General features: G+C 45.5%; 20 protein-coding genes. 12 read left to right on the top strand and 8 right to left on the bottom strand.

What is annotated here, in order from left to right:
* Positions 1-46: 46 nt before the first annotated feature.
* Positions 47-448: a Cu(I)-responsive transcriptional regulator gene (cueR, locus tag OCU74_RS11075; protein WP_087479784.1), complete on the top strand. Its 402-nt coding sequence runs from the start codon at positions 47-49 to the stop codon at positions 446-448.
* Between the two features lie 36 nt (positions 449-484).
* Here cueR and OCU74_RS11070 read toward each other — a convergent pair whose 3' ends face one another.
* The 3 genes from OCU74_RS11070 to OCU74_RS11060 form a co-directional block, all read right to left on the bottom strand.
* Positions 485-1,339, bottom strand: coding sequence for a co-chaperone YbbN (locus OCU74_RS11070; protein WP_087479783.1), 855 nt, complete (start codon positions 1,337-1,339; stop codon positions 485-487).
* A gap of 391 nt (positions 1,340-1,730) precedes the next feature.
* Positions 1,731-2,558: an SDR family oxidoreductase gene (locus OCU74_RS11065; protein WP_087479782.1), complete on the bottom strand. Its 828-nt coding sequence runs from the start codon at positions 2,556-2,558 to the stop codon at positions 1,731-1,733.
* Positions 2,559-2,621: 63 nt separating this feature from the next.
* Positions 2,622-3,536, bottom strand: a complete 915-nt coding sequence (locus tag OCU74_RS11060; RefSeq protein ID WP_087479781.1) for a TIGR01777 family oxidoreductase — start codon at positions 3,534-3,536, stop codon at positions 2,622-2,624.
* A gap of 348 nt (positions 3,537-3,884) precedes the next feature.
* Here OCU74_RS11060 and OCU74_RS11055 point away from each other — a divergent pair, with 348 nt between their 5' ends.
* From OCU74_RS11055 to OCU74_RS11040, 4 genes are read left to right on the top strand one after another with little or no spacing between them, the layout of a single operon-like run.
* Complete coding sequence (locus tag OCU74_RS11055) at positions 3,885-4,619, top strand: DUF1538 domain-containing protein (protein WP_087479780.1); 735 nt, start codon at positions 3,885-3,887, stop codon at positions 4,617-4,619.
* Positions 4,616-5,413, top strand: a complete 798-nt coding sequence (locus OCU74_RS11050; protein ID WP_087479779.1) for a DUF1538 domain-containing protein — start codon at positions 4,616-4,618, stop codon at positions 5,411-5,413. Before OCU74_RS11055 ends, OCU74_RS11050 begins: the two co-directional genes overlap by 4 nt.
* Positions 5,403-5,753 (top strand): P-II family nitrogen regulator, encoded by a 351-nt coding sequence (locus tag OCU74_RS11045; protein ID WP_087479778.1) that lies wholly within the window; start codon positions 5,403-5,405, stop codon positions 5,751-5,753. Before OCU74_RS11050 ends, OCU74_RS11045 begins: the two co-directional genes overlap by 11 nt.
* Positions 5,750-6,163, top strand: coding sequence for a CBS domain-containing protein (locus OCU74_RS11040; protein WP_087479777.1), 414 nt, complete (start codon positions 5,750-5,752; stop codon positions 6,161-6,163). The genes OCU74_RS11045 and OCU74_RS11040 overlap by 4 nt, the downstream gene beginning before the upstream one ends.
* Before the next feature lie 26 nt (positions 6,164-6,189).
* Here the strand turns inward: OCU74_RS11040 and OCU74_RS11035 are convergent, their stop codons facing one another.
* The 3 genes from OCU74_RS11035 to OCU74_RS11025 all read right to left on the bottom strand — a co-directional run bounded on the left by OCU74_RS11035 (position 6,190) and on the right by OCU74_RS11025 (position 8,022).
* The gene (locus OCU74_RS11035) at positions 6,190-6,465 is read right to left on the bottom strand and encodes a SelT/SelW/SelH family protein (protein ID WP_087479776.1); all 276 of its coding nucleotides are present in this window, start codon (positions 6,463-6,465) and stop codon (positions 6,190-6,192) included.
* A 142-nt stretch (positions 6,466-6,607) separates the two neighbouring features.
* Positions 6,608-7,138 carry a regulatory protein ToxS gene (locus tag OCU74_RS11030; protein ID WP_143693119.1) on the bottom strand — a complete coding sequence of 177 codons (531 nt, stop codon included), beginning with the start codon at positions 7,136-7,138 and terminating at the stop codon, positions 6,608-6,610.
* Entirely contained in the window at positions 7,129-8,022 is an 894-nt protein-coding gene (locus tag OCU74_RS11025; RefSeq protein ID WP_087479775.1) for a transcriptional regulator, read from the bottom strand. Before OCU74_RS11025 ends, OCU74_RS11030 begins: the two co-directional genes overlap by 10 nt.
* Before the next feature lie 265 nt (positions 8,023-8,287).
* Here OCU74_RS11025 and htpG point away from each other — a divergent pair, with 265 nt between their 5' ends.
* The 4 genes from htpG (at position 8,288) to rfaH (ending at position 12,889) form a co-directional block, all read left to right on the top strand.
* Complete coding sequence (gene htpG / locus OCU74_RS11020) at positions 8,288-10,192, top strand: molecular chaperone HtpG (RefSeq protein WP_087479774.1); 1,905 nt, start codon at positions 8,288-8,290, stop codon at positions 10,190-10,192.
* Between the two features lie 315 nt (positions 10,193-10,507).
* Positions 10,508-11,152: an adenylate kinase gene (gene adk, locus OCU74_RS11015; protein WP_087479773.1), complete on the top strand. Its 645-nt coding sequence runs from the start codon at positions 10,508-10,510 to the stop codon at positions 11,150-11,152.
* A 194-nt stretch (positions 11,153-11,346) separates the two neighbouring features.
* Entirely contained in the window at positions 11,347-12,321 is a 975-nt protein-coding gene (gene hemH, locus OCU74_RS11010; protein WP_087479772.1) for a ferrochelatase, read from the top strand.
* Positions 12,322-12,394: 73 nt separating this feature from the next.
* On the top strand, positions 12,395-12,889 hold the full coding sequence (gene rfaH / locus OCU74_RS11005; RefSeq protein WP_087480122.1) for a transcription/translation regulatory transformer protein RfaH: 495 nt from the start codon (positions 12,395-12,397) through the stop codon (positions 12,887-12,889).
* A gap of 114 nt (positions 12,890-13,003) precedes the next feature.
* On the opposite strand, the gene asnB is transcribed toward rfaH, so the two are convergent.
* Both asnB and nagC read right to left on the bottom strand, forming a co-directional pair.
* Complete coding sequence (asnB, locus tag OCU74_RS11000; protein WP_087479771.1) at positions 13,004-14,668, bottom strand: asparagine synthase B; 1,665 nt, start codon at positions 14,666-14,668, stop codon at positions 13,004-13,006.
* A 263-nt stretch (positions 14,669-14,931) separates the two neighbouring features.
* Positions 14,932-16,146: a DNA-binding transcriptional regulator NagC gene (gene nagC / locus OCU74_RS10995; protein ID WP_087479770.1), complete on the bottom strand. Its 1,215-nt coding sequence runs from the start codon at positions 16,144-16,146 to the stop codon at positions 14,932-14,934.
* Positions 16,147-16,778: 632 nt separating this feature from the next.
* Between nagC and glnS the strand changes: the two genes are divergently transcribed.
* The 3 genes from glnS to truA all read left to right on the top strand — a co-directional run bounded on the left by glnS (position 16,779) and on the right by truA (position 24,722).
* Positions 16,779-18,449, top strand: a complete 1,671-nt coding sequence (gene glnS / locus OCU74_RS10990; protein ID WP_087479769.1) for a glutamine--tRNA ligase — start codon at positions 16,779-16,781, stop codon at positions 18,447-18,449.
* 287 nt (positions 18,450-18,736) lie between these two features.
* Entirely contained in the window at positions 18,737-23,797 is a 5,061-nt protein-coding gene (locus OCU74_RS10985; protein ID WP_261856143.1) for a FimV/HubP family polar landmark protein, read from the top strand.
* A gap of 103 nt (positions 23,798-23,900) precedes the next feature.
* Positions 23,901-24,722 (top strand): tRNA pseudouridine(38-40) synthase TruA, encoded by an 822-nt coding sequence (truA, locus tag OCU74_RS10980; RefSeq protein WP_087480121.1) that lies wholly within the window; start codon positions 23,901-23,903, stop codon positions 24,720-24,722.
* The last annotated feature ends 49 nt before the right edge of the window (positions 24,723-24,771 follow it).

Raw genomic sequence — 24,771 nt, 5'->3', positions numbered from 1 at the left:
GGATAACGGAACCTCAGTCCCGCACTATGAAATAGGGGAGATCTCAGTGAATATTAGTGAAGTGGCAAAACTGACCGGCCTGACTGCAAAATCGATTCGTCTTTATGAAGAGAAAGAGATATTGTCACCACCGCTTCGTGGAGAGAATGGCTATCGGGTGTATCAGAAGTCACATGTTGATGATTTACTTTTGATCGCCCGGGCTAAAAGGGTTGGGTTTAATCTGGAAGAATGTAAATTGTTGGTTCATCTGGCCAATGATCCGAGCCGCAAAAGTTATGCAGTGAAAGCTGAAGCCCGGAAGAAACTGGAACAGGTAACCCGAAAACTGAATGAGCTGCAGCTCATTCAGTCCCAGTTAGAACAGTGGATCGCAGAATGCCCCGGAGATGACAATAGTAGCTGCCCTATTATTGATGATTTACAGGGAAAGTCATGCCACTCCTGATTTCCCTAGAATAATAGAGCTTGCCCGGTGGTCTGGTTAGTAAAGCAGGGAGTACAACTGGCGGCGGTATTGACTTGCCAATGGGTTTCCCTGTCCCAATGCGCTAAGAATATCCATAAATATTTTTTTCATTTCCCCATCCTGAGCGTTGAGGTCTGAACGTAGAAATGACCAGAGGAGTTCCAGAGCCTCATCATCCCGTTGGACCTGATGGTATTGTGCGGCCAGCTCACTGGCTAATTTCAGATCCTGAGGTGATTCCTGAAATGCTGCTTCCAGAGCGACAATTTCCGGGCTGTTGGCTGCCTGATGATGCAACTCCAGTTTAGCGAGCAGACTTTTGTAGTCACCGTCCTGAAACTCTAAAGGAATATGTTGCAAGATGGCTTCTGCTGCTTCAAATTGCTGAGTTTCCAGCAGACAACTGGCTAACGCAAGTTTGACTTCGCCTTTCTCTCTGAGCATTTCAGGAAGTGTTTGTAGCAGAGGCAGTGCCTGAGCATACTCTTCCTGTCCAATCAAAGTTAGTGCCTGCTGAAAATTCATTTCATCCTGACTTGGAAGGTGTTTCTCCAGCATGGATGTGACTGATTCAATACTTTGTGGCCCGCCTAATCCATCAACCGGTCGCCCTTGAGAAAACAGCGCCAGAGTCGGAATTGCCTGAATCCCGAATTGTGCGGCAATTTCCTGTTCTTCCTGACAATTCAGTAGAGCCAGTGTAAAAGCACCCTGATACTTTTGTGCCAGCCCCTGTAGAGGTTGAATCAAAGCGGCACTGGATTCGTCCATTGGCGCCCAAAAATAAAACAGGATGGGCTTGGTAAACGAGCTTTCCAGCAGTTCTCTGATATTTTGCTGGGTGACATCAACATGATGTGGGGTTTGCATACGACGAGCTTCCTGAATTCAATAATTGATAGGATATAAATATGGGCAGGTTATCAGAAATCAAGTGAAACAGGAGGAGTAAGCATATAAATATGGAGCAGATGCAGTTGATATCAGAGTGTTTCAGTCATCTCTGTCCGAAGAATAAAATTTAAAATGTGATCAGAAAAATAATAACAACACAAATACTTAGCCAGTTTAGTTGATTCAGACTCATTTCCACCCATTCCAGAATATATCGCCTTTCGCTCAGAACAGTGGGTATATTAGGATGCGATTATGAAAGATTAATGACATACTCTCCAGTTTTGTTTATTTTTTGTGCCATTTTATTCATCAGAATGAACTGCCATCTGATGGATGGCTCATCTTCCTCAGCAAGCGATTCACTTCAGGCTGCTTTGTTGAGAACGACATCAAGCCAGCGTCCCGGTAACAGGCGCTTAAGCAGTGCAAAAACCTTGGTTGGTTTTGTAATCCGGTACCGCAGTCTGGGCCTTGGATTTTCCAAAGCATGAAGAATGGCGGGGAGGCAGGCTTCCGGAGGAAGAACAAAAGGATTATTGGACTGCTCTTTTCTCAGACGGGTAAGCTGTTGTTGATATTCTAATGCATGAATACTGTTTTGAGGCTGTACCCAGCGTAAGAATGCAGCAAGTGCATTTTCCCGGAAACATGTCTCTATGGGTCCCGGTTCGAGAATACTGACATAAATACCGGTTCCTCTCAATTCCAGACGAAGTGTGTCACTCCATCCTTCCAGAGCAAACTTTGAAGCATTATAGGCGCCACGATATTTCATTGCGGCAAAACCCAGTACAGAACTGTTTTGAATAATTCTTCCGAAGCCTTGCTGCCGGAAATGTGGCAGTAGTCTGGTGGTCAGTTCATGCCAGCCAAAGAAATTGGTTTCAAACTGTTCCCTCATTGCCTGAGTGGAGAGATCTTCCAGTGCTCCGGGCTGACCATAGGCACCATTATTAAATAGGGCATCAAGACGGTTGTTGGTCAGCGACATGACTTGCCTGATGGCCTGGTCAATGAGCTCAGGATCGGTGACATCAAGATGAATTGCTGTAAGCCCCTCAGCCTGAAGTCGCTCTACATCTGCCATATGCCGACAGGATGCAATTACGAAGTAGCCTTTCTTGTGCAATGCGTGGGCCGTCGTATAGCCGATGCCCGATGAACATCCCGTAATTAATATACTTTTAGGCATGGTTTCCTCATGAAAATACAGGGTGCTGTCATGTGTCCGGATAAAGCTTGTGTCCGGTTAAAGCTATGGCAATGCCTGTAAAATTTGTTTTAGTGCTGGTTCCAGATGAGAATACTGAAATTCAAATCCCAGCTCAGTTAATTTTTTCGGTTTGGCGCGAATGCTATCCAGCACTAATGCGGCGGATTCTCCCATTATCAGACGAATAGCCCAGGCAGGCATCAACATAAAGTGCGGCCGGTGCAGTGTTCTGGACAGCATTTTGCTGAAAATCCTGTTTTGCACCGGATGGGGAGCACAGAGATTAAATGGCCCGTGAGCATAAGGTGTTTCCAACAGAAAGATAATCCCCTGAACCATATCATGAATATGGATCCAGGGCAGATACTGATTGCCCTGACCGATTGGACCTCCAAAACCGAGTTGGTAAGGGGGAAGCATTTTCTTCAGTGCACCACCATCCGGAGATAGCACGACTCCGGTTCTGAGCAGGCAAACCCGAGTGTCTTCTGATTCGGCTTTTCTGGCGATACTTTCCCAGGTCGCACACACGTAGTGAGAAAACTCATGACTTTGGACATGAAGGTTTTCATCAATCGGGTGGCTCTGCTGGTCACCATAAAAACCAACCGCAGAGCCACTGATCAATACAGCTGGTGGTGATGAGCTGGCATGGATCAAGTCAACAATCTTTTCTGTCAATTGCCAGCGGCTCTGACAAATGGTTTGTTTCTGGGAATTTGTCCACCGCCGGTCTGCGATAGGTTCTCCGGCCAGATTAATCACCGCATCGAAGGAGTTGAGGTCATGAAAGTGCTCCAGGCTGGTGATAAACTCAAGTGGATAATGGCTAAGATGGTTGAGTTTTGCCCGGGTTTGTTTCTCGGAGCGGGTTAAAACAACGATTTCATGAGAGACAAGCTGTTTAATCAACTCACTACCAATTAATCCTGAGCCTCCAGTGATCAGTATCTTCATATCCTACCCATTTGATATTTACCGGATATCCCTGAGGCGGCCTGACGTTATCATATCTATCGCTTCCGTCATCATCCGGGATCTCGTTTTTCGTCATTTATAGGATAATCATAAATGATATCAGTGAGTAGGAAAGCCGGGCTGGTGTTGTCTCCATGTTATGTTTTTGTGATTAGTCCTTGGTTTTAGCGTGTGATTTTATCAAAGTCGCACCCTATCTTTTAAGGATCTGTCATCATGTACACAGGTAATTTCAATACGCAGGATTATTAGAAGTGTCCTGCATTAGTGACTTCATCCAGATTATATATTTCTGGCCATCAGTATCATTCACAAATGAGAGGAGAGATGAAAGCATTCATTGCGTTACTCAGGGTAATGCTGGGAAGCTTTAAAGATCTGCTTCCGATTATTTTTGTGATTGCATTTTTCCAGTTGGTGATTTTGCAGAAACCACTTCCTGACCTGTTTTCGATTCTGGTCGGGTTGGTTCTGGTTGTTCTGGGGCTAACATTTTTTATCTTTGGCCTGGAAATGGGATTATTCCCGATCGGTGAAAGTATGGCGCAGGCATTTGCCAAAAAAGGGAGCCTGTTTGGGTTACTGGGATTTGCATTTTGTCTGGGGTTTGGTACTACGATTGCTGAACCGGCTTTAACGGCGGTTGCCTCTGAAGCTGCTAAAGTTGCAGCGTCTGGTGGTGTGATAGAGATGACTGAGAAGGCGATGGATGACTATACGATCGGCTTGCGATTAACGGTTGCCTTGTCTGTTGGTCTTGCCATTGTTTTGGGCGTTGTGAGAATTCTCAGGGGCTGGCCGATCCACCTGATGATCATACTGGGTTATATCGGTGTAGTTGTGCTGACCATATTTGCTCCAGAGACCATTATCGGGATTGCTTATGATTCGGGTGGGGTGACGACATCAACGATTACCGTCCCGTTAGTAACGGCACTGGGAGTTGGTCTGGCTTCTTCTATCAAGGGACGGAATCCAATGTTGGATGGGTTTGGACTGATTGCGTTTGCATCATTGCTCCCTATGATTTTTGTGATGATTTTCGGGATAGTCATGACATGATAACGATGGCGCACTTAGGTCAGGTTTTATGGACCACAATACTGGATGTGTTTCCCATTGCGACGATTCTGTTTGCCTTTCAGTTCGTGGTATTACGCAGACCGGTTGCACGTCTGCCTCATGTAATTCTCGGATTCGGTTATGTGATTCTGGGACTTTCCCTTTTCCTGATGGGGCTGGATGCAGCCCTGTTCCCACTTGGTGAAATGATGGCCGAGCAGTTAACGGCGCCTTCGTTTCTTTCTCAGGCTCGCTGGATTGATGCTGAGCCATTCCATTGGATTAATTATTACTGGATTTATCTGTTTGCGTTTTGTATTGGCTTTAGCACGACCATTGCGGAGCCTTCGCTGATTGCAGTAGCTATCAAGGCCAATCAGGTCTCCGGTGGCGCAATTGGGGTGACAGGTTTAAGAGTTGCGGTAGCCTTAGGTGTAGCCCTTGGGATTACTTTAGGAAGTTACCGGATTGTCGTTGGTGATCCGATTCATTACTACATTATTGCCGGTTATCTGTTGGTTGTGGTCCAGACATTTTATGCGCCAAAGATGATCGTACCTTTAGCTTATGATTCCGGTGGTGTTACGACATCGACAGTGACCGTTCCTGTCGTTACGGCACTGGGGTTGGGATTGGCGTCAACGGTTCCGGGGCGGAGCCCGTTGATTGATGGATTTGGTTTAATCGCATTTGCCAGCCTTTTCCCGATGATTTCGGTGATGGGGTATGCGCAGGTAACACAGTGGTTGAATCGTAAAAGCTCTCTGATGGAGAAGAAAGACAATGCGCTTTAAATTAATCGTTGCCTTTGTTGAAGATAGTAAAACAGACAAAGTACTAGACGCAGCCCGACAGGCTGGTGCGACGGGAGCGACCGTCATCAATAATGCCCGAGGGGAAGGGTTGAACCAGAAGAAAACTTTTTTTGGGCTGACTCTTGAAGTGCAGAAAGATGTCGTACTTTTTGTGGTCGAAGAGCATTTGTCACGCCATATTCTGGAAACAATCAGTGATGTCGGGGAGTTTGAAACTGAATCAGGACAGGGAATTGCTTTCCAGATCGATATTGAAGATGTGGTTGGAATTTCACATCAGGTTGAAAAGTTAACCAAATATGTTGAGGACGAGTTATGAACAGGCATGAGAGCGTCAGGGTTCGTGATGTGATGGCCAATACCTATGCCATCGTCGATGGTTTAATGACGGTTTATGAGGCGATTCGGATTGCGAAACAGCAGCAGGTGAAAGCCTTGATTGTCGATAAACGTCATGATGATGATGAATTTGGTATTGTGTTGATGAACGATATTGCCAAAAAGGTTCTGGCGAGTAACCGTTCGTCGAAGCGAACCAATGTTTATGAGATTATGACCAAGCCCGCATTGTCAGTTGATCCGGAAATGAAAGTTAAATACTGTGCCCGCTTGTTCGAACGTTTTGGGATTAGCCGGGCACCCGTGATTGAACACGGGAGAGTCATTGGTATGGTCAGCTATAACAATATTGTGGTCAACGGCATGCTGGAGGAGGATGATCTGGAGTAAATTACCTCCAAATCTCAGCTTTGGACTTACCGATCGATATGGCCCAGATTCCGTTCGGGATCAATGATATCCCGAACGCGTTGTTTTAAAATTTTAGCATCCGGAAACCCCTGATCCTTCTGGCGTTCCCAGATCTGAACGCCATTACAGAAGATTTCGAAACGGCCTCCTGTATCCGGGCAGAGTGACACCTGTTCAATATCTTCGCTGAATGTATGCAGCAACTCCTGAGCCAGCCAGGAAGCACGTAACATCCAATTACACTGGCGGCAGTAGAAAATACTGATTTTTATTTTTTGCACGTATATTACTCTCAGCCGTACGGTGAACTGTTACCATTACAGTGTAAAAATAGATCTAAAAAAAGCAAAAAATACGAAACGAGCCGCTTTTTTCTATATGACTCTGATTCCTCAACCGATTTCAGGAGGAATATGAATCCTCTTAATTGGTGAAGAGGGTTGTTGAGTCGTGATTGAGACTGGTCAGCAATAACGTTTTACTGTTAATGACATCCACACGTCTGCTTTGCTGTGCATCCATTTTGAAAAACTGTTTAATCAGGTTCAACTGATCGGGCGTAAAGTCTTTACTTTCGTTGGACGAAATATCTTTAAATGCTGTCGGTGTGATCAACAGGTAGTTCTCACTCAACTCCCAGGAACCGGTTTCCGATATATCAATTGTACTCTCCGGTTCTTTCCCACCGGCATAGAGTAGAATCACGGAAACCCGGATATAAGTTTCATTTGGCAGATATTTCACATTCGACATGACATCGACGCGACGCAGCGGGCCAACAGATGAAACTTCATTTTTGCTTTCGATTAGTGTGACAACTTTAGACTGCCACTCCCTTGATGTAAGCAACTGTTTCAGTTTCAAATCACTACCCCAGTATAGCCAGGCGCTGAAAACAATTGATGCAAGCAGAGTCATCACTGCAATGCGTTGGTTTATTTTTTTTACCGACATACTTTAGCTAGATCCTCTTGATTGACAACAATGTTTAAGGTGGCATTTTTATCACTATGTTCAATTGGATAGATGTAATTCAATATCAGCTTGTTCCCCTGACCACTGGTTGCAATGACCTGGCTTGGTGGTACATCTTTTGAGTGGGCTTCCTGGTATTTTTTCACGCATAGTTCAATGGATGGTAGCCACGAGTTCAGATCCGGATGATTTTTCGGAGTATTGATCGGTATCTCGTTGATGACCGTTAAGTTACGGAAATACGAATTATGTGGCCCGTTATACATGACTGCCGCCATTGGCAGGATAAATGCGATCAGGAAAACCAGTTTTATTTTCCATCCCATTTTGGCTGAAGGTGCATCCTGCTTAGTATCAGTGGATTCCTGAAGTGCCAGTTCTTCATGTGTATTCTTTTCAGGGGCAGCTACTATATTGTGTTGGGCTGAGTTTTCTTCCTGAAATGAAAGTGCTTCTTCCTGTTGAGCTGATGTCTCAGTTTTTGCAGACGTTTCAGTTTTGGCGGATGATAATGCTGCCGCCAGTGGTTCAACGCTGGCAATGAGCTGATAGCCACGTTTGGGAACCGTTTTGATATAACGTGGTGATTTTGTAGAGTCATTCAACATTTTTCTGAGAGTTGAAATGGCTTGTGTGAGACTGGAATCATCAACCTCAAAGCCTTGCTTTCGCCACACAAAATCATGAAGTTCATTACGACGAATGACTTCATTAGGACGCTGGGCAAGCATCAACAGAATTCTGCTTTCGTTACTTCCCAGCCGGATTGTTTCGTTGTCATTTTCTTTATCGACCAACGAGTTGTTGTTGGGAACGAATGTGAAACGTTCAGCCAGGATGAATTTTGGGCTTGTGGTATTCATCAATGTCTTCTTTTTATGTATCGAATACTGACGATTAGTTTGGTGATTATCTCAATGTCTGAGTTAAGGGCGAGTTAAGAATTCTTGATGCCATTTAGATGTATTGAGATTTCTTGAGCACAAGGATAATGAAATTTTTAGAAAAAAACACTGTTTTTACATTGGCTAGCCTTGAATTCACTCTCGCCACCCATATTTTACTAACAAGCAAGAATATTTGTATACCTTATGAATCGGTATGAATGCATTAAGTCATGGAGCTAGTATGAGCGAAACGATTACGAATAACAAAGAAACTCGTGGTTTTCAGTCCGAAGTGAAGCAACTGCTGAACTTGATGATTCACTCTCTCTATTCGAATAAAGAGATTTTTTTACGGGAATTGATCTCCAATGCATCAGATGCGGCAGACAAATTGCGCTTCCAGGCGTTATCAAATCCGGATTTATATCAGGGAGATGCTGAACTTGCAGTTCGTTTGTCTTTTGACAAAGAAGCGAAGACTCTGACTATCTCGGACAATGGTATCGGTATGAACCGGGAAAGTGTGATCGATAATCTGGGGACAATTGCCAAATCCGGTACAAAAGAGTTCTTTGCCAAGTTGTCCGATGATCAGGTGAAAGACTCACAGTTGATTGGTCAGTTTGGTGTGGGTTTCTATTCGGCTTTCATTGTTGCCGATGCAGTCACAGTCCGGACCCGTGATGCCAGTGTTTCTGCCGATGAGGGTGTTTTGTGGCATTCTCAGGGTGAGGGAGAATACACGCTGGAGACTGTCCGTAAAGAGAGCCGTGGTACTGATATTGTCCTTCACTTACGCGAAGAAGGTGAAGAGTTTTTATCTGAATGGCGTCTGAAAGAGCTTGTTTCCAAGTACTCCGATCATATTGGTATTCCTGTCTACATCCAGACTGCGAAAACCGATGAAGAAGGTAAAGAGACCGGGGAAACGGAGTGGGAGAAAATCAACAAGGCAGAAGCGCTTTGGACTCAGCCAAAATCTGAAATTAGTGAAGAAGAGTACAAAGAGTTCTATAAGCATGTTTCTCATGACTTTGCTGATCCACTGGTCTGGAGTCACAACAAGGTTGAAGGGAAAAATGATTATACCAGCCTGTTGTATATTCCTTCCAAAGCACCGTGGGATATGATGAACCGGGATCATAAGAGTGGTCTGAAACTCTATGTTCAGCGGGTTTTCATCATGGACGATGCGGCGCAATTCATGCCGTCTTATCTGCGGTTTGTCCGGGGATTGATTGATTCAAACGATTTACCATTGAATGTATCCCGTGAAATTTTGCAGGACAACAAAGTTACTCAATCGTTGCGTAGTGCATGTACAAAACGGGTTCTGTCGATGCTGGATCGTATGTCTGGTGATGAAGAAAAGTATCAGACCTTCTGGCAAGAATTCGGCATGGTAATGAAAGAAGGTCCGGCTGAAGACTTCTCCAACCGGGAAAAAATTGCCGGATTGCTGCGGTTTGCATCAACACACACCGACAGTTCCAAGCAAAATGTTGGCCTGAAAGCATACGTTGAACGAATGAAAGAAGGTCAGGACAAGATTTATTATCTGACCGCCGACAGTTATGCTGCTGCGAAGAACAGTCCACACCTTGAGCAGTTCAAGTCCAAAGGTATTGAAGTTGTTCTGATGTACGACCGTATCGATGAGTGGCTGATGAACTATCTGACTGAATTCGATGGTAAACAGTTCCAGTCTATCACAAAAGCCGGGCTTGACCTGAGCCAGTTTGAAGACGAAGCTGAAAAAGAGAAGCACAAAGAAACGGAAGAAGCATTCAAGACAGTTGTAGAAAGGACCAAGTCTTATCTGGGTGACCGGGTGAAGGAAGTCCGTACGACATTCAAGCTTGCATCAACACCAGCTGTTGTTGTCACTGACGATTATGAAATCGGAACACAGATGGCGAAACTGCTGGAAGCTGCCGGTCAGGCAGCTCCGGAAGTGAAATATATTCTGGAACTGAATCCTGAGCATCAGCTGGTGAAGAAGATGGCTGATGAACCTGACGAAGAGCTGTTTGGTCGTTGGGTTGAAATTCTGTTAGGTCAGGCAATGCTGGCTGAACGAGGTTCAATGGAAGATCCGGCACAGTTCCTGAGTGCCGTCAACCAGCTCTTGACTAAGGTTGAATAAATTCTTAATACCAAATAGGCCCGCTAAGCGGGCTTATTTGATTTTTATGTTGTAACTTTTTGAAAATAAATAATATTTTTCATCATCTTTGTCACAAAAAGTAGAATGGATATGAATCTTTAGTCGTAATTAACGTCAAAAAATGAATCTTTATGGTAGAATTTCAGACTTGAATGTCTTGGGGAAGGCGTGTATTTTGCTCGCCTACTGAATCGCTTGATGAATTGAATTTCATTCTTATACCGAAACTTACCGCAAACACGTTAATGCTGTGAGCTTCGGTATAATTCATCATTTTCTAAAAGAGGATTAAACATGCGCATCATTCTTCTGGGTGCTCCGGGTGCAGGTAAAGGCACACAAGCTCAGTTCATTATGGAGAAATATGGAATTCCACAGATTTCTACCGGTGACATGCTTCGTGCAGCGATTAAAGCAGGCACTGAACTAGGTAAGCAAGCCAAAGCAGTTATCGATGCTGGTCAGTTAGTTTCTGATGATATTATTCTGGGATTGATCAAAGAGCGGATTGCCCAGCCGGATTGTGAGAAAGGCTTCCTGTTAGATGGTTTCCCACGGACAATTCCTCAGGCTGATGGTCTGAAAGAAATGGGAATTGAGATTGACTATGTGATTGAGTTTGATGTGGCTGATGCAGTTATTGTTGAGCGTATGGCTGGTCGTCGGGCCCATTTAGCGTCCGGACGGACCTATCATGTCGTGTACAATCCACCAAAAGTTGAAGGTAAAGACGATGTCACTGGTGAAGATCTGGTGATTCGTGATGATGATAAAGAAGAAACCGTTCGTTCACGTCTGGCTGTTTATCATGAGCAGACCGCGCCACTGATCGACTACTACAGCAAAGAAGCTGCTGCAGGAAAAACACAGTACCTGAAATTGGATGGTACTAAGGTTGTTGCTGAAGTGAGCGCTGATATTGAAAAAGTATTGGTATAATCAGTCAGACAAAGCAGGTCACCTGTGACCTGTTGTTGACCGCAGTACACTATCACTTTGATGACAGATAATCCGGGGGCTGGTTCGTCTCCGGATTTTTTGTATCTGGCAGCCTGACTGAATAAAATTCGTGATAGAGTGTAGGAAGTGACATTCTTGAATCTCATTTTATTGAATAGGTGAAATCAGACGTGATGTATCAAGCAAAAAAGCAAGGTGTTCTGCTCGTCAATCTGGGAACACCAGCAGAAGCAACACCTTCTGCCGTGAAAGCATTTCTGGCTGAGTTTCTTTCCGATCCCCGAGTGATTGATTTATCTCCTTTATTCTGGCGGCCATTGTTACATGGGATTATTTTGCCCATCCGTGCTCCTAAAGTTGCTCGGTTATATCAACAGATTTGGATGGATGGTGGCTCTCCGCTGATGGTTTATTCAATGCGTCAGCGCGATAAACTGAAAAAACGGCTCAATATTCCGGTTGAACTTGGTATGACTTATGGACAACCAAGTCTTCAGGATGGTTTGCAACGTTTGACGGAGCAACAGGTTGAATCTGTAATTGTATTGCCACTTTATCCTCAATATTCGGGAACTACGACTGCTGCCGTTTATGATGCGCTGGGATTGGCACTAAAATCATTTGCTGTTGTACCTGAACTTCATATGATTCGGGATTATTATCAGCATCCACTTTATATCAAGGCACTGGCGGAGCAGGTTCGTTCCTCCTGGGAGAAACATGGGCAGGGCGATTATCTGCTCTGCTCTTATCATGGAATCCCGCAGCGTTACGCAAATAATGGTGATATCTACCCACTGCATTGTGTTGAAACCACCCGGCTGTTGGCAACAGAGCTGGCTCTGGATGAGCACCGGATTGGTATGGCTTATCAGTCCCGTTTCGGTAAAGAAGAATGGCTGCAACCATACACAGATAAAACACTGGAGAGTCTGCCTCAGAACGGTATCAGAAAGCTGGATGTTATCTCTCCGGCATTTTCAGTTGATTGTCTGGAAACTCTGGAAGAAATCGCTCAGCAAGGGAAAGAAACTTTTTTGGCTTCCGGGGGAGAAGTCTATAATTTTGTTGCGTGTCTGAATGATTCGGATGCCCACATATCTTTACTGGCTGAATTGGTGAAAGATTCGGCAAACAGGCAGGAATAATTTTTTATTCATGTACCTTCTCCGAAACTGTTGCTAGGGTTTATATATGGGGGAGAACAATGGTTGTCAGAATATGAAACAATGGTACTTATTGTATTGTAAGCGTGGGGAACAACAACGGGCCAAATGTCATTTGGAGAATCAGGGTGTCGAATGCTATTACCCTGAAATTAAAGTAGAGAAGATTCTTCGGGGTAAAAAGCAGACGCTTTGTGAACCTCTGTTCCCTTCTTATATGTTTGTCCGGTTTGACTATGAGGTTGGTCCCAGTTTTGTTTCAGTCCGTTCGACCAGAGGCGTGACAGATTTTATTCGTTTCGGTCAGCACCCTAAAGAAGTGAATGCTGAGTTGATAGAGCATTTAAAAGCTCTGGAATCCAGTCCGCAATCCCTGCAGCAGGGTATGCCACAACGTGGACAGGTGATTCGGGTGAAAGGTGGGCAGTTCGCCGGGATTGAAGCAATCTATCAGGAAGCCGATGGAGAGACGCGTTCGATCATGTTGGTTAAAATGATTAGCCAGACTGTCGCAATGAGTCTTGATAATCGGGATCTGGAGTTGTCTTAATCGTTTCCCAATTTACTGATAATTCGGTTGCTCGGGTGCTCATATCATAAAAAAACAGCAGGATTCTATCCTGCTGTTTTTTTATCGTTGTTACCTCGAACCCGGTATCAAGACTCAGTAAGCTTCCTGATGGACGTTTTTGACTGCCCGCCCAGATGGATCAATACAGTTTTTAAAGGACTCATCCCACTCAATCGCTTTTGCCGATGAACAGGCAACAGACGGGCCACCCGGAACACATTTGGCTGCAGATTCCAGTGGGAACAGTTCTTCAAAAATTTCCCGGTATACATAGCCTTCTTTCGTGGTAGGCGTATTGTAAGGGAAACGATATTGAGCTGTTTCCATCTGCTGGTCGGTGATTTTTTCTTCTGCTACTGCTTTGAGAGTATCAATCCAGCCGTAGCCAACACCATCGGAGAATTGTTCTTTCTGGCGCCAGGCAATTGAATCCGGCAGATAGTGTTCAAAGCATTCACGTAAGACGTGTTTTTCCATCTTTCCGTTGCCACACATTTTATCTTTCGGGTTCAAACGCATTGCAACATCAATGAACTCTTTGTCCAGAAATGGAACTCGTCCTTCAACACCCCATGCGGCCAGAGATTTATTTGCCCGAGCGCAGTCAAACATGTTCAAAGCAAGTAACTTACGGACCGTTTCTTCATGGAACTCCTGTGCATTCGGTGCTTTGTGGAAGTAGAGATAACCCCCAAAAATTTCATCGGCGCCTTCTCCTGAGAGTACCATCTTGATTCCCATGGCTTTGATTTTTCTGCCCATCAGGTACATTGGCGTCGAAGCTCGGATGGTCGTGACATCATATGTTTCAATGTGATAAATCACATCACGGATAGCGTCCAGTCCTTCCTGAATGGTATAGGTCATCTCATGGTGAACCGTACCAATTTTTTCCGCAACTTCCCGGGCAGCTTTCAGGTCAGGAGCACCTTCCAGTCCGATGGCAAATGAGTGGAGTTGAGGCCACCATGCGGCTGACTTCTCATCATCTTCAATCCGCATCGCAGCAAAGCGTTTCGCAACCGCAGAAGTAATGGATGAATCCAGCCCTCCGGACAGCAGTACTCCGTAAGGAACGTCGGTCATCAGTTGTCGTTTAACCGCAGCTTCTAATGCCTGAGTCAGTTCTTCTTTATCTGTTACGTTCCCCTGCACAGCGTTGTAGTCGTTCCAGTCCCGGATATAGTAGCGTACTGGTTCCTGATCGGATGAACCATAATAGCAGCCCGGAGGAAATTCGCTGATTGTCTTACAAACAGGAACCAATGCTTTCATTTCAGAGGCAATATAGTAGTTGCCATGTTCGTCCACTCCCTGGTATAGCGGAATGATACCAATATGATCACGGCCGATCAGATACTGGTCTTTTTCTTCATCGTACAGGATGAAAGCGAAAATACCGTTGAGCTCTTCGAGTAAATCAGCGCCCATGTCCTGATAAAGTGCAAGGATGACCTCACAATCTGAATCTGTCTGGAAATCATATTTGTCTTCGTAACGGGCTCTGATTTCTTTGTGGTTATAGATTTCGCCGTTGACGGCAAGTATGTGTTTTTTGTTTGGGCTGTAGATTGGCTGAGCACCACTATTAAGACCAACGATAGCCAGTCTTTCATGTGCCAGAATTGCATTATCCGAAGTATAAATACCAGACCAGTCCGGACCACGATGACGAAGTTTCTTGGACATTTCCAATGCCAGCGGACGCAGCTTCGATGCATCACTTTTAATATCTAAGATGCCAAATATAGAACACATACTCATTCCCTTATGATTTTCTGCTTTGAATGTTAATGTGCCACTTTTTTTAGAAAAGACAACCCTTGATTGTATAGATCGTTATTTAAAATGATTTGTGGTGAATATTTTTTAATTAAATTCTGAAAATATAAAAAATAATTTAATATTAATGAGATTTTGTCTGTTATTTGTTCAGTTTTGCGTGGCTGGTTAAGATGAAGATCAGAATAGACACACGTCAAGGTGATCAGATATTCACCCTGACGTATGAGAGAAAGGGATTATTCCTCCAGAAGTTTCTGGAGCAAAACACCATTGAGCATTGCACGTTTAATCATAGCGAATGCAGCAATTGTCGGTTGTTTATAAACCTGGGAAGCAACGATGGGTAGGTTTTTGTGAAAAGCTTTCAAAGACTGATTCTGTACATTCCGTTCAATGGCCGGGAAAATCAGCTCTTGTGCCGTTGTGATATCACCGGCAATGATAATTTTCTGGGGATTGAACAGGTTGACCGTGATTGCAACAGCCTTTCCCAGTTGATCTCCGACTTTGATTAGTGTCTGGCGTGCCAGCTCATCACCCTGATTGGCATGATCGCAAATATCGCTAATGGTAATTTGTTCCAGATCGGAAAGAGTGGACTGATAGCCCTGAGCAAGAAATTGTCTGACACGTTTGACGATTGCTGGGTTGGATGCGACTGTTTCCAGGCATCCGAAATTACCACACTGACACTGAGCTCCCAGAGGATCGATCTGAATGTGTCCGATTTCTCCGACATTTCGGTTGAAACCGAGGAAAATCCGGCCATTGACAATCAAGCCTGCACCAGTACCGCGACCAACACTGATCAGGATAGAATCCTGACAATCCTGACTTGAACCGAAATAGTGCTCTGCCAGTGCAAGTCCCCGGATATCGTTACCAATAAAACATTCAACGCCAAAGTGGTCTCTGATGATGTCGCCCATCGCAAGTTCATCTACATCCACATTGTGCATATATTCAACCACACCAGTTTCCGGGTTGACCAGACCGGGCAGAACCACACCAATTGCAATGAGTTGTTGAATGTGGGTTTGTTTTTCACGGATAAAATTGCGAATGTAGTGAAGCAGCCCTTCAATCAGTTCTTTCTGATGTAGGTATTGAAATTCATGATAATCAGCAACGATTTCCCTGCCACTCAGGTCATAAAGACTGATCTGGATGTAGTCGCGACCCAACCTGACGGCAACAGAGTGAAAAGGAAGGACTTCTGTTTCTAAAGATATTGCCCGACGTCCGCCAGTCGAAGCCTGCTGTGCGACCTCTTTTATGAGGCCTTTTTCCAGAAGCTGACGCGTTATCTTGGTGACGCTGGCCGGAGCTAACTGGCTGATATCTGCGACCTGAATCCGGGATATTGGCCCCTGTTGGTCGATGAGCCGATACACAGCGGCACTATTAAGTTGTTTGACTAAATCTACATTACCTTTTTGCGTATCATTCATTGCTTATGCTGCTCGTATTGCCCGTTTTTAATACTGTCATCTGATTGTAAAAATTTTTATCAAAAATAGCCCGCTCGCATATTCCCTGTGCTGATCAGCTCGATTTGGTAGCGTGATGTCTGTAGTATCGTTCCGGATACCTGCCGACGGTGGCATGCTCATCGATTGTCACTTGTGCGATGATGGCTGGTTTTGGCAGCTGTCTTTTATTGCGTCCGCAACTTTTCTGCCAAAACGGTAATATACTGCCTTACCGATAAAAATAAAGCTCTCTCAGACTGAAGCTGCGGGAGCTGTGGCATTGGTCACTAATCTTCGGCTATCTAAGTTTACTTTTCGGCAATATTGGCTGTTTATCTATTCCTGCTATGAGTTGTTTCTAACCTGAAAAAGGAGAACCGGAAGCCGGAAACTTAGTTTTGTCGGCATAAAATGATCGATCGCAGGAAATAATCGTAAGAATATCCCGGAATCATATTGTGTAATCACAAAGAATTGTGGATCATTAGGATTCGCCCTAGGGAGTGTAAATTTTTATTTCCTAACAGCAACATTATTAGAGGTGTACTTGTCTGGTAGTAAACAGGTGAGTCACAGTCCTGAGAATACAAAAAACTATTGAGGTGTTATAGATGAGTGAAGCTGAGGCTCGTCCATCGAACTTTATCCGTCAGATTATTGATAAAGACTTGGCGGAAGGCAAACATACCAGTGTGCATACCCGATTCCCACCAGAGCCGAATGGCTATCTTCATATCGGACATGCGAAATCAATCTGTTTGAATTTTGGTATTGCTCAGGATTATCAGGGCCAGTGTAACTTACGTTTTGACGATACAAACCCGGAAAAAGAAGATCTTGAATATGTTGAGTCGATTAAGAAAGACGTTAACTGGTTAGGATTTCAGTGGGCCGGTGAGGTCTGCTACTCTTCCGATTACTTTGATCAATTGTATAAATATGCGGTTGAATTGATCGAGAAAGGCCTCGCATATGTTGAAGAACTGACTCCGGAGCAGATCCGCGAGTATCGGGGAACATTGACTCAACCGGGAAAAGATAGCCCTTACCGTGATCGCAGTGTAGAAGACAACCTTGCTCTGTTTGAAAAAATGCGGAGTGGCGGATTCCAGGAAGGTGAAGCCTGCCTACGTGCAAAAATTGATATGGCTTCATCTTTTATCGTCTTGCGTGATCCGGTTTTGTACCGGGTTCGTTTTGCTGAACATCATCAAACAGGGGATAAATGGTGTATTTATCCGATGTATGATTTTACGCACTGTATTTCGGATGCGCTCGAAGGGATTACACACTCTCTGTGTACGCTGGAATTCCAGGACAACCGACGTTTGTATGACTGGGTTCTGGATAATATCACGATTCCCTGTCATCCGAGACAGTATGAATTCAGCCGGTTAAACCTTGAATATACGGTGATGTCTAAACGGAAGCTGAACCAGCTTGTTGTAGAAAAACTGGTTTCCGGATGGGATGATCCACGGATGCCAACCATTTCCGGTTTACGTCGCCGAGGGTTTACACCTGCTTCAATTCGGGAATTCTGTAAGCGAATTGGTGTGACCAAGCAAGAAAACATGATTGAGTTTGGTTCTCTGGAATCTTGTATTCGTGATGACCTGAATGAAAATGCACCCAGAGCAATGGCTGTTTTGGATCCGGTTAAAATTGTGATTGAAAATTATAACGCGGATGAAGTCGAAATGCTGGAAGTTGCCAATCATCCGAACAAGCCTGAAATGGGAACCCGCAAGGTTGCCTTTACCCGGGAAGTCTGGATTGAGCGCGAAGACTTTCGTGAAGAAGCCAACAAGAAATATAAGCGTTTGGTTCTTGGGAAAGAGGTCCGTTTGCGGGGAGCTTATGTGATTAAAGCTGAACGCATTGAAAAAGATAGTGCTGGTGAAATTACGACGATTTACTGTACTTATGATGCTGATACTCTCGGGAAAAATCCGGCTGATGGACGGAAAGTCAAAGGTGTTATTCACTGGGTGTCAGCGGATAGAGGGATTCCGGCTGAATTCCGCTTGTATGATCGTCTCTTCTCAGTGGCAAATCCTGCGGCAGAGTCTGAATTTACTCAGGTACTCAATCCTGACTCACTGGTCCGGAAGCAAGGATTTGTTGAAGCGAGTCTGATGGATGCGCAACCTGAATATGGATATCAGTTTGAGCGCTTAGGCTACTTCTGTGCGGATAATCGTGATTCTTCAGCAGAATCATTAGTGTTTAACCGTACTGTTGGTTTAAGAGATACATGGGCGAAAATTGAGTCGGCCTGATATTTTTGACCATATTGGAAAAGCCAGCACTTCTGCTGGCTTTTTTTATGCATCAATATCTCGGGATCCCGATATCTTATGGTTCCCGTAAAATGGTTTCTTGATGTCATGTGGGAAGATGCACTATTAAATTCGTAGGGTATGGAGGTGGAAAATGTGTGAGATGCGCGCAATTATTGTAGGCAAAACAGATTTTTTCCGGATAACCTATAGTTTTGCTGGTGTAATCCGATATATTTAATAGATTATTGAATTTACTATTACCTAAGCACATAGCTGAGCTTTATATGCGTCAATTTTTTAAACGTCTGTTGTTACCAGTTGCAATAGCAGCCGTGGGTCAGATTTCTTTTGTCCATGCAGAAGGCATCCGTTTGCTTGGACCGACAGGGAAAGTGCAGTCATCACCACAATATAGTGAAGTGGTGAGGTCTTCTGCTGCACAATCAAATAATGAGCCTGCAAAATTCTATGGCCCGACTTCCGAAAATGAAACTTTATGGTCGATCGCTTCACAACTCAGACCATCAAATCAGGTAACTGTCCAGCAAACTTTGCTGGCGATCTATCAACTGAATCCACAGTCATTTGAACAACAGAATATCCATAGTCTGATTCCGGGGAGTCGGCTGAGAATTCCTTCACTCGTACAAATTCAGAGTGTGACGACTGAAGAAGCGACCCGGGTGATGCAGTCCCATCAGCAACGTCTGACTCAGACAAGTGATGTTGCACCGGCCAGTTCATCATCCCCGGTTCGTTCACAGGTTACGGCTATAGCAGAGCCTCAGCCAACACAACAGCGTCAGACCGAGACGCAACCGACACAGCCGAAAGTAGTTGTCCGGGAGCCGAGTTCTCCTGCTGAAAAGATTATTCCTACAGAAGAGCCTGCAGCAGAAGCATCACAACCGGTTTTGTCTTTTTCACAGCCATCAGATGCAGCGTCGGATACGGAAATACTGGCGCTTGAGGAAAAAAACCATCGTCTGACGTTAATGTTGTCAAAAGTTCAGGCGGAAGTCAGTGAGCTGAAAAATGAATTGGGTGACGAGAATAAAGTTCGCACCGAAGTTGAAAAGCTGCTTGCAGAAGAGCGTCGAAAACGCGAAGAAGCCGAACGTATGGCTCCTACGTCCTTGGATAGACTGTTGTCAAATGGCTGGGCTGTTACTTTACTGGCACTGATTCCCGGGTTATTGATTGCTTTACTGATTGTATGGCTGATTGGCCGGAGGAAAACCTCTGAAGCGGCACCAGAAGTTACAACGGAACAGCAGGAATTGAGTGATGAGCCGATTAGTATCGGTGATGCAGCCGGACTCGGTGAAAATGACGATGAACTCGATGATTTGGTTCTGGATGATGATCTGTTCAGTACTGCCAATGGAGAAGCCGGAGAAGAAGCTCCGGATGGCTCGGATACAGATGACGTATTTGCAGAACTGGAAGATGTCGATCTTGATTTGGATCTGGGTGATGAAAGTGAGGAAGACCTGTTTGCCAGCATCGATGATGATGGTGACTTAGTTGATACCGATCTGGATGATGAGTTTGCTGCAAGTACAAATGGAATCAGCGTCAATAGTGAAGATAAAGCTGTTGGTCTGGAAGAGATGGAACGTGCCCTTGAAGACGTCTCTCTGGCTTCTGATGATGAGGAAAACGCTGCTACGGAAGATTTCGATCTGTCGAGTGCCGAACAGGTCGGAATGTCTCAGGAAGAGATCGAGAGATTACTTGATGGAGATGACTCCGAAGACGAGTCCTCCGGGTCCATCGATCAATCCATGCTTGATGAACTTCTGGCGGATGAACAAGAGGATGACTTCCGTCTTGATGATACAGAAGATGAATTTGATCTGGGGGGTGTAGGCGTCGCTTCTGACAGCGATCTGGAAGCTTTATTTGACAGTATTGAAGAACAATCGGATCTGGAACAGTTAGAAGCAAACAGTCAGGATATTTCATCTTTGGATGAGCTGCCAGATATAGAAAATGCATCAGAAACCGTATCGGATGAAAGTACGGCATTACTCGATGAGTTACTGGCTGAAGAGGATGACTCAGAAGAACCTGACTGGGATAAAGAACTTGATGATCTGACTAGTTTTGATTTATCCGACACGGATGATGTGATTCAGGACAAATCCGTTCTGGATGTTGATCTGGATATCGATACAGAGCCTGAAGAAGATACAAGTCCTCTTGATGATGGTACAGAACTGTTTGACGAGCTACTGGAGATTGAGCAGCAGAGTCTTGAGGAAGATGATGAGTTCAATCGGGAAGGCTTTATTGATGATTTGATTAGTTCCGCTCCGGATACGGATCCTTTACTGGATGAGTTAGATTTTGATGAGTCAGAATCAACTGAGGAATCAGGTGAGGATTTTGACTTCAATCCTGAGATTGAAGGTAGTGAACTGGTAGATGAATCTATATCAGCAAATGAGTTTGGCATACCACAGGATGATGACTGGCTGATTGATGAAGATGAATCCCTGTCTGAGTCAGCCCTGGCTGATGAGTTAGAAGCCGCACTTGAAACTGAGCCGGAAATTGCACCTGAAACCGAACCGGAAGCCACGCAGACTGAAGCAGCTGTGGAGCAGGAAGAGGTTGAGTCCGAATCAGACTTTATAGATGAAGTCGAGCTGCCAGAGTTTGATGAAATTGCAGCGCTGAATGAAGTTGATGAATTGCTACCGGAAGTCGAAGCGCCTGAAGCAGAGCTGCCAGTTGAGGCAGAGGAAACGCCGGTTGTTGATGAGCCTGAAACCGCATTTGAAAGTGAGCCGGAATTTGCACCTGACATTGAACCGGAAGCGATGCAGGCTGAAGCCGCAGTAGAGCAAGCGGAAGAAGCAGAGCCTGAGCCAGACTTTATTGATGAAGCGGAGCTGCCAGAGTTTGATGAAATTGCAGCGCTGAACGAAGTTGATGAATTGCTACCGGAAGTCGAAGCGCCTGAAGCAGAGCTGCCAGTTGAGGCAGAGGAAACGCCGGTTGTTGATGAGCCTGAAACCGCATTTGAAAGTGAGCCGGAATTTGCACCTGACATTGAACCGGAAGCGATGCAGGCTGAAGCCGCAGTAGAGCAAGCAGAAGAAGCAGAGCCTGAGCCAGACTTTATTGATGAAGCGGAGCTGCCTGAGTTTGATGAACTTGCAGCGCTGAACGAAGCCGATGAGCTGTTGGCGGAAGACGAAGCACCTGAAGCTGAGCTACCAACCGGGGCAGAGGAAATACCGGTTGTTGATGAGTCTGAAACCGCATTTGAAACTGAGCCGGAATTTGCGCCTGACGTTGAACCGGAACCAGAGGCGACGCAGGCTGAAGCTACAGTAGAGCAAGCGGAAGAAGCCGAGCCTGAGCCAGACTTTATTGATGAAGCGGAGCTGCCTGAGTTTGATGAAACTGCAGCGCTGAACGAAGCCGATGAGCTGTTGGCGGAAGTTGAAGCGCCTGAAACTGAGCTACCAACCGGGGCAGAGGAAATACCGGTTGTTGATGAGTCTGAAACCGCATTTGAAACTGAGCCGGAATTTGCGCCTGACGTTGAACCGGAACCAGAGGCGACGCAGGCTGAAGCTACAGTAGAGCAAGCGGAAGAAGCCGAGCCTGAGCCAGACTTTATTGATGAAGCGGAGCTGCCTGAGTTTGATGAAACTGCAGCGCTGAACGAAGCCGATGAGCTGTTGGCGGAAGTTGAAGCGCCTGAAACTGAGCTACCAACCGGGGCAGAGGAAACGCCGGTTGTTGATGAGTCTGAAACCGCATTTGAAACTGAGCCGGAATTTGCGCCTGACATTGAACCGGAACCGGAGGCGACGCAGGCTGAAGCCGCCGTAGAGCAAGCGGAGGAAGCCGAGCCTGAGCCAGACTTTATTGATGAAGCAGAGCTGCCAGAATTTGATGAAATTGCAGCGCTGAACGAAGCCGATGAGCTGTTGGCGGAAGTTGAAGCGCCTGAAACTGAGCTACCAACCGGGGCAGAGGAAACGCCGGTTGTTGATGAGTCTGAAACCGCATTTGAAACTGAGCCGGAATTTGCGCCTGACATTGAACCGGAACCAGAGGCGACGCAGGCTGAAGCCGCCGTAGAGCAAGCGGAAGAAGCTGAGCCAGAGCCAGACTTTATTGATGAAGCAGAGCTGCCTGAGTTTGATGAAATTGCAGCGCTGAACGAAGCCGATGAGCTGTTGGCAGAAGTCGCAATACCTGAAGCTGAGCAGATGACTGAGGTACGGGAAGAGCCGGTTATTACCGAGCCGGAAGTCGCTCCAGCAATTGAACCGGAAGCGACACAGGCTGAAGTCATTGTGGATCAGTCAGATGACATTGAACCAGCGCCAGTCTTTATTGATGAAGAAACGGAACTGCCATCGTTTGACGAAGTTGCCGTACTGAATGAAACAGATGAGTTGCCACCGGAAATAGAAGTGCCTGAAGCCGAGTTATCTACTGAGGCAGAGGAAACTCCGGTTGTCGAAGAGCATGAAATCGCTCCTGTTATTGAACCAGATGAGACACTGGCAGAAGAAGTCGTAGAGCTGGCGGAAGAGTTTGAGCCGGAATCAGACTTTATTGATGAAGCAGAGCTGCCAGAGTTTGATGAAATTGCAGCGCTGAACGAAGGTGGGGAGCAACGGCCGGAAAGTGACGAGTTTGAATTCGTCGATGAAGAAATTGGTCTGGATGATACATTCCATCGTATTCCCAGAACAGCCTTTGATGAAGATGCATTAGGTGAACTGCTGGATGAAGATGCCGAGCCTCCGGAGCAGTATGTTTTTGAGCCTAATCTGGATGATGAGCGGATTGCCAGCGCCGGTATGGATTTTGAGTCGATGCTCAGCCTTGGCGGAGAAGACTGGAACGGATTCAAGCTTTCACCGGAGCAACAGGCGTCTATCCCTGATGAAGTGCCTGAAGATGAGCGAGATGTCTGGCGTGAGGACAACCAGACTCAGGAACCTCAGGCAGATTCAGAAAACTGGGAGATTCAGGATGAATTATTCCAGTCGGGATCGGGTCAACAGCGTCATTTGACCATTGATGAGTTGATGTCTCAGGTTGAAGGGGATGATCATCCTTTTGAAGAAGTTGATCTCAAACTTGATGTTGGGCTGAATGAATTCCCTGATGTGATTGGTGATATCAGTAATATTGACGTTGACAGTAATGCAGAAGCCGCAGGTAAGCTGGATTTGGCGAAGATTTATATTGAAATGAATGATGAATCAGGTGCAGTGAAGTTGCTGGAAGAAGCGATTGTCGATGGAAGCGATGATATCCGCCAAGCTGCAAAGCGGTTGATTGATGAGCTCAACCGGAGAAGTTGATGGAACACACCCTGGTTGATGCAGAAATATGAGTTACTGTCGATTAGAAATTTTCAGTATTTGCGATTATACTGCCGGGCCTGTTTTATAAGAGAAGTAGATGATGAGAATCGCTTTAGGTGTTGAGTATCACGGCGCTCATTATTATGGCTGGCAACGCCAACGGGAAGTTCCAAGTGTTCAGGAAGCTCTGGAAAAAGCATTGAGCCAGGTGGCGAATCATCCGGTTGAGGTTCAGTGTGCCGGCCGAACCGATGCCGGTGTGCACGGTACGGGACAAGTTGTACATTTTGATACCAGCGTACAGAGAAAAGTTGCCGCATGGACGATGGGTGTCAATGCGAATTTACCCCGGGATATTGCAATCCGGTGGGCTCAGGATGTTCCGGATTCATTTCATGCCCGTTTTTCTGCAACGGCACGACGTTATCGCTATGTGATATATAATGATAACTTGCGGCCTGCAATTTTGTCTGCTGGCGTCAGTCACTACCATGGTGACTTATGCGTGGAAAAAATGCATCAGGCCGGACAGTTTTTGCTGGGAGAGAATGATTTTACCTCTTTCAGAGCGGTTCATTGCCAGTCCCGTAGTCCATGGCGTAATGTGATGCATTTGCAGGTGACCCGACACAACCGTTATGTTGTGATTGATATTAAAGCAAATGCATTTGTACATCATATGGTCAGAAATATTGCCGGAAGTCTGATTGCCGTAGGCCGGGGTGAACAAGAGCCTGAGTGGATTCAATGGCTGTTAAATGCAAAAGACCGGAAGCTTGCTGCTGCGACAGCAAAGGCCGAGGGACTTTATCTGGTCGAAGTTGAGTATCCGGAAGAGTTCAGTTTGCCGGTACAGCCTGTCGGTCCACTGTTTCTGCCTGATTATCTGAACGAATCGATAGAAAGCGGTTCAAAGAATTAAATCAGGCTATTGTCGGGCGGCCTGACGAAGGTACAACCAGTTTTTTGTC

Origin of the sequence: Vibrio mangrovi (genome assembly GCF_024346955.1) — a bacterium.
Lineage (GTDB): Bacteria > Pseudomonadota > Gammaproteobacteria > Enterobacterales > Vibrionaceae > Vibrio > Vibrio mangrovi.
Note: the sequence above shows the minus strand (reverse complement) of the source record. Positions and strands in the feature narration are given on the sequence as shown.

Bases quoted from the DNA above. Each gene is read 5' to 3' on its own strand.
- OCU74_RS11070 (WP_087479783.1), bottom strand. From the start codon at position 1,339: ATGCAAACCCCACATCATGTTGATGTCACCCAGCAAAATATCAGAGAA.
- OCU74_RS11065 (WP_087479782.1), bottom strand. From the start codon at position 2,558: ATGCCTAAAAGTATATTAATTACGGGATGTTCATCGGGCATCGGCTAT.
- OCU74_RS11060 (WP_087479781.1), bottom strand. From the start codon at position 3,536: ATGAAGATACTGATCACTGGAGGCTCAGGATTAATTGGTAGTGAGTTG.
- OCU74_RS11055 (WP_087479780.1), top strand. From the start codon at position 3,885: ATGAAAGCATTCATTGCGTTACTCAGGGTAATGCTGGGAAGCTTTAAA.
- OCU74_RS11050 (WP_087479779.1), top strand. From the start codon at position 4,616: ATGATAACGATGGCGCACTTAGGTCAGGTTTTATGGACCACAATACTG.
- OCU74_RS11045 (WP_087479778.1), top strand. From the start codon at position 5,403: ATGCGCTTTAAATTAATCGTTGCCTTTGTTGAAGATAGTAAAACAGAC.
- OCU74_RS11040 (WP_087479777.1), top strand. From the start codon at position 5,750: ATGAACAGGCATGAGAGCGTCAGGGTTCGTGATGTGATGGCCAATACC.
- OCU74_RS11030 (WP_143693119.1), bottom strand. From the start codon at position 7,138: ATGTCGGTAAAAAAAATAAACCAACGCATTGCAGTGATGACTCTGCTT.
- OCU74_RS11025 (WP_087479775.1), bottom strand. From the start codon at position 8,022: ATGAATACCACAAGCCCAAAATTCATCCTGGCTGAACGTTTCACATTC.
- htpG (WP_087479774.1), top strand. From the start codon at position 8,288: ATGAGCGAAACGATTACGAATAACAAAGAAACTCGTGGTTTTCAGTCC.
- adk (WP_087479773.1), top strand. From the start codon at position 10,508: ATGCGCATCATTCTTCTGGGTGCTCCGGGTGCAGGTAAAGGCACACAA.
- hemH (WP_087479772.1), top strand. From the start codon at position 11,347: ATGTATCAAGCAAAAAAGCAAGGTGTTCTGCTCGTCAATCTGGGAACA.
- rfaH (WP_087480122.1), top strand. From the start codon at position 12,395: ATGAAACAATGGTACTTATTGTATTGTAAGCGTGGGGAACAACAACGG.
- asnB (WP_087479771.1), bottom strand. From the start codon at position 14,668: ATGTGTTCTATATTTGGCATCTTAGATATTAAAAGTGATGCATCGAAG.
- nagC (WP_087479770.1), bottom strand. From the start codon at position 16,146: ATGAATGATACGCAAAAAGGTAATGTAGATTTAGTCAAACAACTTAAT.
- glnS (WP_087479769.1), top strand. From the start codon at position 16,779: ATGAGTGAAGCTGAGGCTCGTCCATCGAACTTTATCCGTCAGATTATT.
- OCU74_RS10985 (WP_261856143.1), top strand. From the start codon at position 18,737: ATGCGTCAATTTTTTAAACGTCTGTTGTTACCAGTTGCAATAGCAGCC.
- truA (WP_087480121.1), top strand. From the start codon at position 23,901: ATGAGAATCGCTTTAGGTGTTGAGTATCACGGCGCTCATTATTATGGC.